9 protein-coding genes are annotated in these 14164 nt (G+C 71.6%); 7 read left to right on the forward strand and 2 right to left on the reverse strand.

All coding sequences use genetic code 11. The features are described from left to right. Window positions 1–283 precede the first annotated feature (283 nt). The 6 genes from BUE43_RS17115 to BUE43_RS17140 all read left to right on the forward strand — a co-directional run bounded on the left by BUE43_RS17115 (window position 284) and on the right by BUE43_RS17140 (window position 8669). A complete protein-coding gene (locus BUE43_RS17115; RefSeq protein WP_073484300.1) occupies window positions 284–3988 on the forward strand; it encodes a nitrate reductase subunit alpha in 3705 nt (1234 codons plus the stop codon). Beyond that, window positions 3988–5559, forward strand: a complete 1572-nt coding sequence (gene narH, locus BUE43_RS17120; RefSeq protein WP_073484302.1) for a nitrate reductase subunit beta — start codon at window positions 3988–3990, stop codon at window positions 5557–5559. Before BUE43_RS17115 ends, narH begins: the two co-directional genes overlap by 1 nt. Next, on the forward strand, window positions 5556–6221 hold the full coding sequence (gene narJ, locus BUE43_RS17125) for a nitrate reductase molybdenum cofactor assembly chaperone (protein ID WP_073484304.1): 666 nt from the start codon (window positions 5556–5558) through the stop codon (window positions 6219–6221). Before narH ends, narJ begins: the two co-directional genes overlap by 4 nt. Beyond that, window positions 6218–6961 (forward strand): respiratory nitrate reductase subunit gamma, encoded by a 744-nt coding sequence (gene narI / locus BUE43_RS17130; protein WP_073484306.1) that lies wholly within the window; start codon window positions 6218–6220, stop codon window positions 6959–6961. The genes narJ and narI overlap by 4 nt, the downstream gene beginning before the upstream one ends. Next, window positions 6958–7515 carry an HPP family protein gene (locus tag BUE43_RS17135; RefSeq protein ID WP_234995770.1) on the forward strand — a complete coding sequence of 186 codons (558 nt, stop codon included), beginning with the start codon at window positions 6958–6960 and terminating at the stop codon, window positions 7513–7515. Before narI ends, BUE43_RS17135 begins: the two co-directional genes overlap by 4 nt. A 98-nt stretch (window positions 7516–7613) precedes the next feature. Further along, window positions 7614–8669 carry a glucose 1-dehydrogenase gene (locus BUE43_RS17140; protein WP_073484308.1) on the forward strand — a complete coding sequence of 352 codons (1056 nt, stop codon included), beginning with the start codon at window positions 7614–7616 and terminating at the stop codon, window positions 8667–8669. Window positions 8670–8688: 19 nt separating this feature from the next. Here BUE43_RS17140 and BUE43_RS17145 read toward each other — a convergent pair whose 3' ends face one another. After that, window positions 8689–10050, reverse strand: a complete 1362-nt coding sequence (locus BUE43_RS17145; protein ID WP_073484310.1) for an FAD-binding protein — start codon at window positions 10048–10050, stop codon at window positions 8689–8691. Window positions 10051–10109: 59 nt separating this feature from the next. Then, window positions 10110–10952, reverse strand: a complete 843-nt coding sequence (locus tag BUE43_RS17150) for an SAM-dependent methyltransferase (protein ID WP_234995771.1) — start codon at window positions 10950–10952, stop codon at window positions 10110–10112. Between the two features lie 449 nt (window positions 10953–11401). Between BUE43_RS17150 and BUE43_RS17155 the strand changes: the two genes are divergently transcribed. Then, complete coding sequence (locus BUE43_RS17155; RefSeq protein WP_073484311.1) at window positions 11402–13201, forward strand: ABC transporter ATP-binding protein; 1800 nt, start codon at window positions 11402–11404, stop codon at window positions 13199–13201. Window positions 13202–14164: the final 963 nt, after the last annotated feature.

A 14164-nucleotide genomic window follows, 5' to 3' on the forward strand; every position in this document is an offset into this window, starting at 1 on the left:
CTGCGCCGAGCGGTCGGCGGCCACTGGGGCGACGTTTCGCCTGTGGGGCAACGAAAACAGCACAAACCAGCACATAAAGAATATTCATAACACATGCCGCGAAGTGAGTGATCACGCAGCTTCGCGGTGAATCGCTTCGGCCAACCCGGTGATTCTCCGATCGTCTTCTGATCGCCCAGGGCGCGTTTCGCGGAGAGGCGCGTAGCTTCCGTGGTGCAACGCGTTGCGCACGTTGGTGGACCTCCGCCGCGGTCCGCTTCAGACTGGGGAGACGAGGATCGGGATGTGCGCCCTGCGCAAGTCGTTCGACCCGAGCGGTGTTGAGGATTCGGCCAGTGCGGCCCTGCTGCGCCTGAGCCGCCTGCTCACCCGCTCCGACACCTCACCCGACCTCCGCGCCGTGCACCGGCGCGGGGGTCGCGCGGGGGAGTCCTACTACCGGGATCGTTGGAGCCACGACAAAGTCGTCCCGTCCACCCACGGCGTCAACTGCACCGGCTCATGCCGGTGGAAGGTCTACGTCAAGGACGGGATTATCACCTGGGAGACGCAGGACACCGACTACCCCTCCGTCGGGCCCGACCGCCCGGAGTACGAGCCCCGCGGTTGTCCCCGGGGCGCTTCCTTCTCCTGGTACACCTACTCGCCCCTGCGCGTCCGCTACCCCTACGCGCGCGGCGTCCTGGTCGAGATGTACCGCGTGGCCAAGGAGAAACACGGTGATCCCGTCCGCGCGTGGAAGTCCATCATGGACGATCCGGTCAAGCGCGGCGTGTACCACCGGGCCCGGGGACGTGGCGGGCTGGTGCGGATCGACTGGGACGAGGCGGCCGAACTGGTCGCGGCCGCGCACGTGCACACCATCGCCGAGCACGGCCCGGACCGCGTCGCCGGATTCTCGCCCATCCCGGCCATGTCGATGGTCTCGCACGCCGTCGGGTCCCGGTTCATGGCCCTGCTGGGCGCTCCGATGCTGTCCTTCTACGACTGGTACGCGGACCTTCCCGTGGCCTCGCCCCAGGTGTTCGGCGACCAGACCGACGTGCCCGAGTCGGCGGACTGGTGGGACGCCGCCTACCTGCTGATGTGGGGCTCGAACGTCCCGGTGACCCGCACGCCCGACGCGCACTTCATGACCGAGGCCCGGTACCGGGGCCAGAAGGTCGTGGTGGTCTCCCCGGACTTCGCCGACAACACGAGGTTCGCGGACGAGTGGATGGCGCCGCACCCCGGCACCGACGCCGCGCTGGCGTTGGCGATGGGGCACGTGGTGTTGCGCGAGTTCTTCGTGGACAACGCCACACCGGCGTTCACGGACTACGTCCGCCGCTACACCGACCTGCCGTTCCTGGTCACCCTGCTGGAGCGCGACGGGCACCTGGTCCCGGGCAGGTTCGTCACGGCCGCCGATCTCGGCCGCGTGGAGGAGCACGCCGAGTGGAAACCCGCCCTGCTCGACGACGTCACCGGAAAACCCGTGGTGCCCAACGGATCGCTCGGCTTTCGCTGGTCCGCCGAGCCCGGCAGGTGGAACCTGGACCTGGCCGGCGTGGAACCGGCGCTCTCCCTGCACGGCCACGCGGACGCGGAGCCGGTGGGCGTGGCGCTTCCCCGGTTCGACCAGCCGGACGGAACCGGCGAGGTGCTGCGCCGGGGTGTGCCCGCCGTTCGACTGGGTGCGGAGAAGCGTTGGGTCACCACGGTTTTCGACCTGCTGCTCGCCCAGTACGGCGTCGCGCGGGAAGGTCTGCCCGGCGAGTGGCCGACGGGCTACGACGACGCCGAGGAACCGGCGACTCCGGCGTGGCAGGAGACGATCACCGGGGTCCCGGCGGCGCAGGTGGTGCGCGTCGCGCGCGAGTTCGCCGACACCGCCGTGCGGTCGAAGGGCCGCTGCATGATCATCATGGGGTCGGGGGCGAACCACTGGTTCCACGCGGACCTGATCTACCGGTCCATGCTGGCACTGCTCCAGCTCACCGGGTGCCAGGGCCGCAACGGCGGGGGATGGGCGCACTACGTCGGACAGGAGAAGGTCCGACCGCTGACCGGGTGGGCCACGATGGCCGGCGCGCTGGACTGGTGCCGCCCGCCGCGCCAGATGATCGGGACCGCCTACTGGTACACCCACACCGACCAGTGGCGCTACGACGCGCTCGGCGCCGACGCGCTGTCCTGGCCGCTGGGCGGCGGCCACCTCGCCGGCGCAACCGTCGCCGACCTGCTGGCCCGCTCGGCGCGGATGGGCTGGATGCCCTCGTACCCCACGTTCGACCGCAACCCGCTGGACCTGGTGGCCGAGGCCGACGCCGCCGGCGCCGATCCCGTCGCGCACGTCGTCGAGGAACTGCGGGCCGGGCGGCTGAAGTTCGCGTGCGAGGACCCGGACGCGCCGGAGAACTGGCCGCGCGTGCTCACGGTGTGGCGGGCCAACCTGATCGGCTCCTCGGCGAAGGGCAACGAGTACTTCCTGCGGCACCTGCTCGGCGCCGACACCGAGGTCCGCGCGCAGGAGACGCCCTCGGCGCGCCGGCCGCGTGAGGTGCGCTGGCGTGAGCAGGCGCCACAAGGCAAGCTCGATCTCCTGCTGGCACTGGACTTCCGGATGACCAGCACCACTCTGTACGCCGACGTCGTGCTGCCCGCGGCGACCTGGTACGAGAAGCACGACCTGTCCAGCACGGATATGCACCCGTTCGTCCACTCGTTCAACGCGGCCGTGGACCCGCCGTGGCAGTGCCGCACGGACTTCGACATCTTCCACGGGATCGCCCGCGCCTTCAGCGAACTGGCCGCCACCCACCTCGGCGTGCGTCGCGATCTCGTGGTCACCGCGTTGCAGCACGACACCCCCGGCGAGATCGCCCAGCCCGGCGGGACCGCGCGGGACTGGCGTGCCGGGGAGTGCGAACCGATGCCCGGCGCGACGATGCCCGTGTTCACCGTGGTCGAGCGCGACTACCCGGCCGTGGCCGCGCGACTGGCCGCACTGGGCCCGGTCGTGGAGAAAGCGGGCGTCACCACGAAGGGCGTGACCGTGGACGTGGCACGGGAACTGGCCTGGCTGGCCGAGGCCAACGGCACCGCCCCGGCCGGTCCGACCGCTGGTCGGCCCCGGGTCGACACCGACCGCCGGTTCGCTGACGCGATCCTCGCGTTGTCCGGCACCACCAACGGGCGGGTCGCCACCGAGGGGTTCCGCGTGTTGCAGGAGCGGGTTGGCCGCCCGCTGACCCAGTTGTCGGCCGAGTCCGCGCACCACCGGGTCACCTTCGCCGACACGCGCTCCCGCCCGGCCCCGGTGGTGACGAGCTACGAGTGGTCGGGCGACGAGTCGGGCGGGCGGCGGTACTCCCCGTTCACGATCAACGTGGAGCAGCTCAAGCCCTGGCACACGCTGACCGGCCGGCAGCACTTCTTCCTCGACCACGAGTGGCTGGCCGAACTCGGGGAGCAGCTCCCCGTCTACCGGCCGCCGTTGGACATGCACCGCCTCTACGACGAACCGCCGCTGGGGCCCGACGGTCAGCGCCAGGTGGTCGTCCGCTACCTGACGCCGCACTCGAAGTGGTCGATCCACTCGGAGTACCAGGACAACCCGCTGATGCTCACGTTGTCCCGGGGTGGGCCCACGTTCTGGATGAGCCCGGCGGACGCCGACGCGATCGGCGTGCGGGACAACGACTGGGTCGAGGCCGTGAACCGCAACGGCGTCGTGGTGGCGCGAGCCGTCGTGTCCCACCGCATGCCGACCGGCACCGTGTTCATGTACCACGCGCAGGAACGCACGGTGAACGTGCCGCGGAGCGAGACCACCGGCCGGCGGGGCGGGGTCCACAACTCCCTGACCCGCCTGCAGATCAAGCCGACGCACCTGGTCGGCGGCTACGCCCAGCTCTCCTTCGGCTTCAACTACCTGGGGCCGACCGGGAACCAGCGCGACGAGGTCACCGTGATCCGCCGGCGCGGCCAGGAGGTGACCTACTGATGCGGGTCATGGCGCAACTGGCGATGGTGATGAACCTGGACAAGTGCATCGGATGCCACACCTGCTCGGTCACCTGCAAGCAGACCTGGACCAACCGCGAGGGTGTGGAGTACGTCTGGTTCAACAACGTCGAGACCCGGCCCGGGCAGGGCTATCCCCGGCAGTACGAGGACCAGCGGCGCTGGCGCGGCGGGTGGGAGCTGTCCCGGCGCGGACGACTGCGGCTGCGCGGCGGAAGCCGTCTGCGCCGCCTCGGTTCGCTGTTCGCCAACCCCGAGCTCCCCGCGCTCACCGACTACTACGAGCCCTGGACCTACGACTACCGCACGCTCACCACCGCGCCGCTCGGCGACGACAGCCCGGTCGCCCGCCCCGTCTCGGCGGTCACCGGCGCGCCCACAACCATCCACAGTGGACCGAACTGGGACGACAGCCTCGGCGGCGGACCGGAGAACGGCGCGCTGGACCCGGTGGTGGCCAAGCTGCGGGACGAGCTGGGGCACCAGGTGCGGTTCGAGTTCGAGCAGACGTTCATGTTCTACCTGCCCCGCATCTGCGAGCACTGCCTCAATCCGTCCTGTGTGGCCAGTTGCCCCTCGGGAGCCATGTACAAGCGGGTCGAGGACGGCATCGTGCTGGTCGACCAGGACCGGTGCCGAGGCTGGCGGATGTGCGTCAGCGGGTGCCCGTACAAGAAGGTGTACTTCAACCACCGCACCGGCAAGGCCGAGAAGTGCACCTTCTGCTACCCCCGCATGGAGGTCGGCCAACCCACGGTGTGCGCCGAGACCTGCGTGGGCCGGCTGCGCTACATCGGGGTGCTGCTCTACGACGTCGACCGCGTGACCGAGGCGGCGAGCGTCCAGGACGAGAAGGGCCTCTACCCCGCGCAGCTCGACCTGTTCCTCGACCCGGAGGACCCCGAGGTCGTGGCGGCCGCCGAACGCTCCGGCGTGCCGCACGAGTGGATCCAGGCGGCGCGGCGCTCCCCGGTGCGCGACCTCATCTGCACCTACCGACTGGCGCTCCCGTTGCACCCGGAGTACCGGACGATGCCCATGGTCTGGTACATCCCGCCGCTGTCGCCGGTGGTGGACGCGTTGGCGAAGACCGGTTTCGACGGGGAGGACGCCGGAAACCTGTTCGGGGCCATCGAGGCGCTGCGGATTCCCGTGGAGTACCTGGCCGAGCTGTTCACCGCCGGCGACCCCGAGCCGGTTCGGGCCTCGATGCGCCGGTTGGCCGCCATGCGGTCGTTCATGCGGTCGGTGAACCTCGGGGAAGTGCCCGACCAGAACCTGTTGAGCGGCGTCGGGTTGACCGAGGACCAGGTTCGGGCGATGTACCGGCTGCTCGCGGTGGCGAAGTACGACGAGCGTTACGTCATCCCGACCGCCGGTGTCGGTCAGGCCCACGAGTTGGAGGCCGTCGCCACGAAGTGCAGCCTGGACACCGAGGGCGGGCCGGGCATGGGTGGCGGTGGCGGGTCTCGGGGCGGCCCGGTCGAGTTGGTCGTGTGGAACGCGCAGAGCCGCCCGGAAGGGCTCTTCCCCCGGCGAGAGCGGTCATGAGACCGTGGCGCCGCCGCGCTCCGCGACCGGACGAGCACGGGACGTCCGTGATCAGGCAGGCCGCCGCCTGGTGCCTGCACTACCCGGATGTTGAGCTGCGGCAACGAGTTCCGCTCCTGCGGTCGGCGTTGGGTGAACTGGCCACCGCTCCGGCCTCGCTGCTGCTCGACGTCGTGGAGTACCTCGCGACCACCCCGGTGGTGGAAGCCGCGCGGCACTACGTCGAGGTCTTCGACAGCCGGCCCCGGCTCTGCCTCTACCTGAGCTGGTACACCGACGGGGACACCCGGCGTCGCGGCACCTCCCTGGCCGAGTTCAAACAGCTCTACCGCGACCACGGTTTCCTCCCCGGTCGGGGAGAGCTCCCGGACTACCTGCCGATGTTGTTGGAGTTCACGGCCACTGGCGGCCCCCAGGCCCGCGCGGCCGGCGAGGAGATGTTGACCAGGTACCGCCCGGCGCTGGAACTGCTCGCCGGCGGACTGGACCGCTGTGGCACACCGTATGTCCACTGTGTACGAGCCGTGTTGGCCTCCCTGCCACCGGCCCCGCCCACGACGAAGGGCGAACACGCCGCCAGCACCACACCTCCCCACGAACTCGTCGGCCTGGGCCTGCCCGGTTTCGGCCGACCGGAGAGCGAGCCGGAAGGCGCCCGATGACCAGCCCACTCGACCTGCTGCTCTGGGCCGTGCTGCCCTACGTGACGATCGCCGTCCTGGTGGGCGGCACGCTGTGGCGGTTCCGCTACGACCGGTTCGGTCTGAGCACGCGCAGCTCCCAGCTCCACGAGTCCCGGTTGCTGCGCACCGCGAGCCCGCTGTTCCACTTCGGACTGTTGTTCGTGGCCGCCGGGCACGTCTTCGGGCTGCTCGTGCCCAAGAGCCTCACGAGCTTTCTCGGCGTGAGCGAGGAGATGTACCACCTCGGGGCGTTGGTGATGGGAGCCCTCGCCGGCTGCGCCACCGTCGCGGGATTGGCCATCCTGATGTGGCGTCGCTGGCGCACGCCGGCCGTCCGGGGCGCCACCACGCGAAACGACCGCCTGACCTACGTCCTGCTCGGCGTGGTGCTGTTGGCCGGCATGTCCACCACCGTCCTCACCAACGGGGTGATGGGGGAGTACGACTACCGCGAGACCATCTCACCGTGGTTCCGCGGAATCCTTCTGCTGCAACCTGATCCGGCGCTGATGGAGTCGGTTCCGCTCACCTACAAGGCGCACATCCTGGGCGCGATGGCGTTGTTCTGCCTGTGGCCCTTCAGCCGGCTGGTCCACGCCTTCACTGCTCCGGTTCAGTACCTGCTGCGGCCCTACGTGGTCTACCGCAGCCGGGGCGAGGGACTGGGCACCCGGGAGCTGGGCGCCCGGGAACGGCGGCGGGAGAGGCAGGGCCTGTGAGCCGACCGAGCCCGCGCGTCGGCGGCGTGCTCCGGGAGCGCCCTCGGTCCCGACCACGCAGGGCCGCCTACTCCGCGATCAACTCCTTCCTCTCGCTGGCCCTCATCGGCGTCGCCGCCCTGCTCTCCGGGGAGCCGCTGCTGTTCCCCTCGCTCGGCCCCACGGCGTTCCTGCTGTTCGCCGCGCCGCTCACCCCGGCCGCGTGCCCGCGCAACACGCTCGTCGGCCACCTCGTCGGCGTGCTCTCCGGCGCGTTCGCGTTGCTCGTCACCGGCCTGCACGACCAACCCCCGGACCTCAACCACGTCACGGGCGCCCGGATGGCCGCCGCCGCCATCGCCCTGGGACTCACCTGCGGCCTGATGCCGTTGCTGGACCGGGCGCACCCGCCGGCGGGCGCGACGACGTTGATCGTGGCCCTGGGATTGCTGCGCACGCCCGAACAACTGGTCATGGTGATGGTCGGCGTCATCCTGATCACCGCGCAGGGCGTGGTGATCAACCGGCTCGCCGGCATTCGGTACCCGTGGTGGAGCCCGGCCCCCGCGCCGTGACTCCCGGTGACCGTCGCTGCTCTGTCTCGGCGTAACCGTTACCGGTGGTCGTCGTCGGTGACGGGGGTAGGCGGGAGCGAAACGGGTAGGCCGTAGTCATGCGTGCCTTGACGGTGGACCCTCGGCAGGCCGGGTCGTTGCGCGTGGCCGAGGTCCCCGACCCGGAGCCCGCGCCGGGCGAGCTGCTGGTCGACGGGCTGGCGCTCGGGGTCTGCGGCACCGACCGGGAGATCGCGCGTGCCGAGTACGGCTGGTCGCCGCCGGGCAGGCCCTGGCTGGTGCTGGGGCACGAGTCGCTGGGCCGGGTGCGCCAGGCGTCGCCGGGCAGCGGCTTCACGCCCGGTGACCTGGTGGTCGGCGTCGTGCGCCGGCCCGACCCGGTGCCGTGTGGGGCGTGCGCGCGCGGTGAGTTCGACATGTGCCGCAACGGCCAGTACACCGAGCGCGGCATCAAGGAGATCGACGGGTACGGCAGCCAGGTCTGGTGCGTGGAGCCCGACTACGCGGTGACGCTCGACCCGCGACTGGAGCGCGTCGGCATGTTGATGGAGCCGACGACCGTGGTGGCCAAGGCGTGGGACCAGGTGCGGCGCGTGGGCGAGCGAGCGTGGTTCGAGCCGAGGCGCGTGCTGGTCACGGGCGCCGGCCCGATCGGCCTGCTCGCCGCGCTGCTCGGCGCGCAACGCGGCCTGGACGTGCACGTCCTGGACCGGGTCACCGACGGCCCCAAACCCCGCCTGGTCCGGGACCTGGGCGCGACCTACCACAGCGATCCGATCGACACCGTGGCGTCCCGACTCCAACCCGACGTCGTCATCGAGGCCACCGGCGTGGGCAGTGTCGTCTTCGGCGCGATCGAGCACACCGCGCCGTACGGCATCGTCTGCCTGACCGGCGTGTCACCCTCGGGCCGTGCGCTGCCGATCGACGCGGGCGCGCTCAACCGGTCGCTGGTGCTGGAGAACGACGTCATCATCGGCTCGGTCAACGCCAACCTCGACCACTACCGCCAGGCGGCCGAGGCGTTGGCGAGGGCGGACCTGGACTGGCTGGACCGCGTGATCACCCGCCGCGTCCCGCTCACCCGGTTCGCCGAGGCGTTCGCCGCCGAACCCGACGACGTCAAGGTCGTCATCACCCTCGACGAGGCATGAGCGCCCCCGGCCCAACGGGTCAGAAGATTCCCTGGCCGGGTGTGAGGACGTGGTGCGGGTCGTACCGTTCCTTGGCTTCGTGCAACGAGGGCCACGCGGTGCCGAAGTGCCGCACCCAGTCGGCACGGTCGAACGGCACCGTCCCGACGGGGTACCGGGTTCCGCCGGCGGCACGAACCTGCTCGTACAGGGCGCGGTTGAGACGGATGATCTCCTCTACCGCCGTCGGCTGGTCCGGGGGAGCGGTGCGCAGGATCGCGAAGAGGAAGACGACAGGATCGTCAGGGGTGCGCACGAGCGGTGTGGTCAGGCGTCGCCGCGTGAAGGGGTAGAGGAGCAACGCACCGCCCGCGCCGATGTCGTCGGGCGTGACTCGGGCGGCGACCTCCTCGACCAGGTCGTCCACAGTGGAGCCGGGGAGGAACGCGTTCCACCACGGGTGGGGGTGGAACCACTCGCCCGTGGCGCGCAGGTCGGCCTCGCTGGACGTCAGCCTGTCCACGAAGTCCACATAGGACAGATCTTCGATTTCCTCGCTTCCGCGCTCGTGTCCCAGATCGTCCAACAGCGACTCGTCGAGGGGGAGCTCCGGCGGCGAGAAGAAGGAAGCGGCTTCCAACCTCGGCCGCCATCCGCTCGCGTCGGGCTTCAGCTGTCCTTCGAGGTAGGGGAAGCGGTCGGAGGCCAGGAGGCGGCGCTGGTCGGCGGTGAGCCTGCGCGGTGTGGCGTAGTACAGCTTGTAGCGGCGGACGCGGGCAGGAGCCGGAACGAGGCGAAGTCTGGCGCGGGTGATGACACCGCACTGGCCCAGCCCGCCGAGAACCGCGTGGAACAACGTGCTCTCGGTGTGCGCGGAGCAGGTTCGCGCCACGCCGTCGCCGGTGACGACGTCGAGTCGCAGGACGTTGTCGGTCTGCATGCCGTGCCGGTGGGTCACGCCACCGACGCCGCCCACCGAGAGCGTGCCGCCCACGGACAGCCCGAGGTAGTCGGTGAGCACCGGGGGAGTCAGCCCGCGGGGCACCGTCGCGAGCACGACGGACCGCCAGGAGGCGCCCGCGTCCACGTCCACGAAGTCCGGGCCGACCTCGTGGACCGCGCGCAGACCGCTCAGGTCGAGGACGATCCCGTCGGCGGCCTGGGCCTGTCCGAAGGTCGAGTGCCCCCGACCCCGGGGCGCCACCGCGCGTCGCTGAGCGGCCGCGAACCGGACGAGGGCGCTGACGTCCTCGGCGGACTCCGGCCGGAACACCGCCCACGGCTCCTGTCGGACGACGCGCCCGAAGTCCTGGCCGGCGGCAGACCTGCTGGCCTTGTCGTGAGCCAGCCGACCCCGGACGGACAGGCGTCCCTCGGGGAACTCCGCCGGCCGCCCTGTCATCCTTCCTCCCCACACCGGTCCAGCGCCGCTCGCGTCGTCCCGCCCTCGCGGCGTGCCGGCTAACGGGAGGGGAGGCGGCCGAGGCCGGCGACGGCTCGGCTGCTGATCGCGTCCTGCTGGTGGATCGGCCGGTCCGGCCGCCAGGCCGCGGTGAAGACGACGCCGGGCTCGACCAGCTCGTACCCCTCGAACAGCGCCGCCACCTGCTCGGGGGTGCGCAGGTGCAGGGGGTGGGTGCTCGACCGGTACAGCTCGATGGCCTGGTCGACGTTGCCCGGCCAGAACTCCGGCGTGAGGCTGTGCGCCAGGGCCAGATAGCTGCCGGGCACGCAGGCCGCCCGGTAGGCGGCGACGATGCCCCTGGGGTTGTCGGCCTCGGGGACGAAGGGCAGCACCTGGAGCATCAGCACGGCGAGCGGCCGGTCGAAGTCCAGCAGCCGGCGGGTGTCCGGGTGGGACAGCACCGTCGCGGCGTCGCGGACGTCGGCCTGGATGACGGCCGCGTTGTCGTTGCCCTCCAACAGCTTGCGCGAGTGGGCCACGGCGACGGGCTCGTGGTCGACGTAGACCACGCGGCAGGCGGGGTTCACGTCCTGGGCGATCTCGTGCACGTTGCCCACGGTCGGGATGCCCGAGCCCAGGTCGAGGAACTGGACGATGCCGGCCTCGGCGGCGAGGTGGCGCACCACGCGGCGGAGGAACGCCCGGTTGCGCAGGGCGAAGTCGCGGGTCTCGGGCAGGATCGACAGCACGTCGGCCGCGGCCCTGCGGTCGACCGCGAAGTTGTGCACCCCGCCGAGGTAGTAGTCGTACATGCGGGCCGGGTTCGGCCGGCTGAGATCCACTCCGCCCTCCCGCGCCGTCGTCACCCCGGAGCCGGGGTCACCGTCCTGATCCCGCACCCGCTGTGCCTCCTCCCTCACCGACAGTTCGCACCGACGTTATCCGAACGCGGCGCGCCCGCTCGACCGCGACTCGGCTGACCCCCGATCCACCCCGGTGGTCCGTTCGGTGGGGGTTTCCGCCGCCCATGGGCCGACATACAATGCGGCGACGGCTTGATCAACTCTGTCGTCCGGCCCCGACCGCGGCCGGGGCGGCGGACGCGCGTGGCGCGAGGCGGCCTCCGCCGCCGAGGGCGACCACGCGGCGACGAGCGCGCCCGCGCCCCACCCACGGCTGGCGTGATCCCTGTTCGACCCGGAGCGGACCCCACGACCCTCGGCCGGAGCCGCGGCGACGGCGTGGTCCCGCCTCGCGCGGCCCCTTCGCCCGAACCGGCCCCGCGCCGCTTCCGGATGATCGGCGGCGGGGCGGAACGCACGTCGGGACGGAAGACAGGAGCGACGAGGTGAACGACCAACGCGGCCGGACCGGGGCCACGAGGGTGCTGTGGTCCTACACCCACGACATGCGCGCCGCGCTGATGTGGTTGTTACTCCTGGAGCTGGTGTCCAACGGAGCCGCGCTGGCCCAGCCGCTGGTGGTGCGCGCCGTGGTCGACCGGTTGGGGGCGGGGGAGAGCCTGGTCGGGCCGGTGGTGCTGCTCGTGGTGATCGCGGCCACCGGCCTGGTGCTCACCTGGTTGTCCACCTACCTGATGGAACGGTTCGGCCAACGCATCGTGCTGACCGTGCGGCAACGGCTGGTGCGCCGCATCCTCGGGGCTTCGGTGTCCACAGTGGAGGAACGACCGGTCGGGGACTTCCTGTCGCGGGTCAGCGGCGACACGACGGTGCTGCGGCACACGGTCACCGGGATGCTGGTGCACGGCGCGGCGGCGCCGCTGACCATCGCGGCCGCGGTGGTGGTCATGGCCAGCATCGACCTGGTCCTGCTGGCGATCGTGGTCGCGATGTTCGGCCTGTCGATGGTGGCCGCCAAGTGGGCGCTGGACCGGGTGGGCCGGGCCAGCGAGGAGGCCCAGGGCCACCTCGGTGGGCTCACCAGCGTGCTCCAGCGCGCGTTGGTGGCCTTCCGCACCGTCAAGGCGTCGGGCACCGAGGAGTGGGAGCGCCGACTGGCCGACGAGGCGGCCGGCTCCTCCTACCGGGCCGCCGTCCGCGCGGGCCGGGCCGAGGCGACGGTGGACGTCATCGCGGTGACCGGCATCGAGTTGTCCTTCATCGTGGTGCTGGTGGTCGGCGCGGCCAGGGCCACCTCCGGCGCCCTCACGCTGAGCGACCTGATCGCCTTCCTGCTCTACGTGGTCTACCTGCGCGGACCGGTGGGGACGCTGGCCATGGTCGGGTCCTCCTTCGCCGAGGGCCTGGCGGCGGTGCGCCGGGTGCGGGAACTGGAGCTCCTCCCCGCCGAGGCCGGGGACCGGCCGGCGACCACCGCCCCGCGCGCCGAGCAGAACGGCGGGCGGAACGGGGAGCCGTCGCTCCGGCTGGACGACGTGTGGTTCGGCTACCAGGGTCAGCCCCTCCTGCGCGGGGTCACCCTGGACGTGCCGCGCGGGCTGACGGTGCTGGTCGGCCCGTCGGGCACGGGGAAGACGACGGTGCTCAGCCTGGTCGAGCGCTTCGCCGACGTGGACCGCGGGCGCATCCTGCTGGACGGGGTGGACCTGCGGGAGATCGACCGGGGCGCGCTCCGGCGGAGGCTGGGCTACGTCCAGCAGGACGCCCCGCTGCTGGGCGACACCATCGGGGCGGCCGTGCGCTACGGCGTGCCCGACCCGGACGGGGCGGACGTGGTTGAGGCGTTGCGCACGGTCGGGCTGTGGTCGTGGGTCAGCGGCCTTCCGTCCGGTGTGGACACTCCGGTCGGGGAGCGCGGGGTGGCGATCTCGGGCGGGCAGCGGCAACGGCTGGCGGTCGCCAGGGCCCTGCTCCGCGACCCCGCGGTGTTGTTGCTGGACGAGGCGACCAGCCAGCTCGACGCCCGCAGCGAGCGCGTCCTGATGCGCGCGGTCGTCGAGCAGGCCGCGCACCGGGTCGTGCTCGCGGTCACCCACCGGGGCGTGGTGGCCGGCCTCGCCGACCAGGTGGCGTTGCTGGACGGGGGTCGGGTGCGCGCCGTGGGTCGGCACGAGGAGTTGTTGTCCTCCGACACGCTCTACCGGGAGCTGCTGGCGGTTCCCGAGTTCCCGTCCGCACCGGAGCGCGGGAAGCGAGAAGAAAGATCGGTAATCTCCGCGGATTAGGCCGTTCGGGGCGCGCGCTGTTCCTTGTGGACCTGTCGAAACGAGGTGGGGAACGGTTGTCCGGTGGACATCGGGAACGCCCGAACGGAGTAAATGTGGATCGGGCGGCGGGGGAGAGGACGCGGCCCTGACCGACATGTTCGGGACAGGGAGTGGTGCTGTCGACCGTCGGGTTGTGCGAGGTCGGTCCTTTCCGTTCGGCGCGGGGCTGGACGGGCTTCCCGGTGTCGCCGATGCCCGGCGCGGCCGGCTCCACCTGCGGTGGAGAGGTCGGGGCCTCGGCGAAGGGCCGGCGGTGCCGAAGCGTCGGCACACGAATCTCTGTCATCAATGTTTCCGATGTCTTTTCGTACTTCCGCACGGAACCTGGCGGAGGGCAAACAGTTCTGGCGGACGGATCGGGGCCGTTCGGTGCGGGGGTGCCGGCGAACAGCCCAAAAGGATCATTGCGGTGCCCCGGCCCGCGCGGCTAACGTCGGCCCCGCGATGCCATTCCCCGCGGGACTTCCCGCTTTGGCGCTCGTGGCTGGCGAACCAGGAGGAGGGAGGTTCGGATGCGTCGTCCCGACCGGTCCGCCGTGCTCCCGGCGGCCACCGCCGTCTCGGCGGCCGTGGTTGACGCGCCGGACCCGTCCGCCCTGGACCCGGACCGCGACGAGGCGTCCGAGAACGCCTCCGCCATCTCCACCAGCTCCGTCGTCTCCGGGCCTCGCCCGGTGACCCCGCGCGGCCGCACCGGGCCGCGTCGGGGCGCGTCCCGCCTCGCGCGGCGCGCGCACCCTCGGGGGCCTGTTCGTCCACAGTGGCGCGAGCGTCCTCCGGACCGGGGGGCTCGTCAGCCGCAGTCTCGCTCCTAGTCGATCCGCCGCCCGTTCCACCAACCAGGCTTGCCCCAGCCGCAGTACTCACGATCTTCTTCCGTTGACCGTCGTAGGCGGTCGCCCGCTCCTCGGAGCGCGCGAC

It is taken from the genome of Streptoalloteichus hindustanus (genome assembly GCF_900129375.1).
GTDB classification, from domain to species: domain Bacteria; phylum Actinomycetota; class Actinomycetes; order Mycobacteriales; family Pseudonocardiaceae; genus Streptoalloteichus; species Streptoalloteichus hindustanus.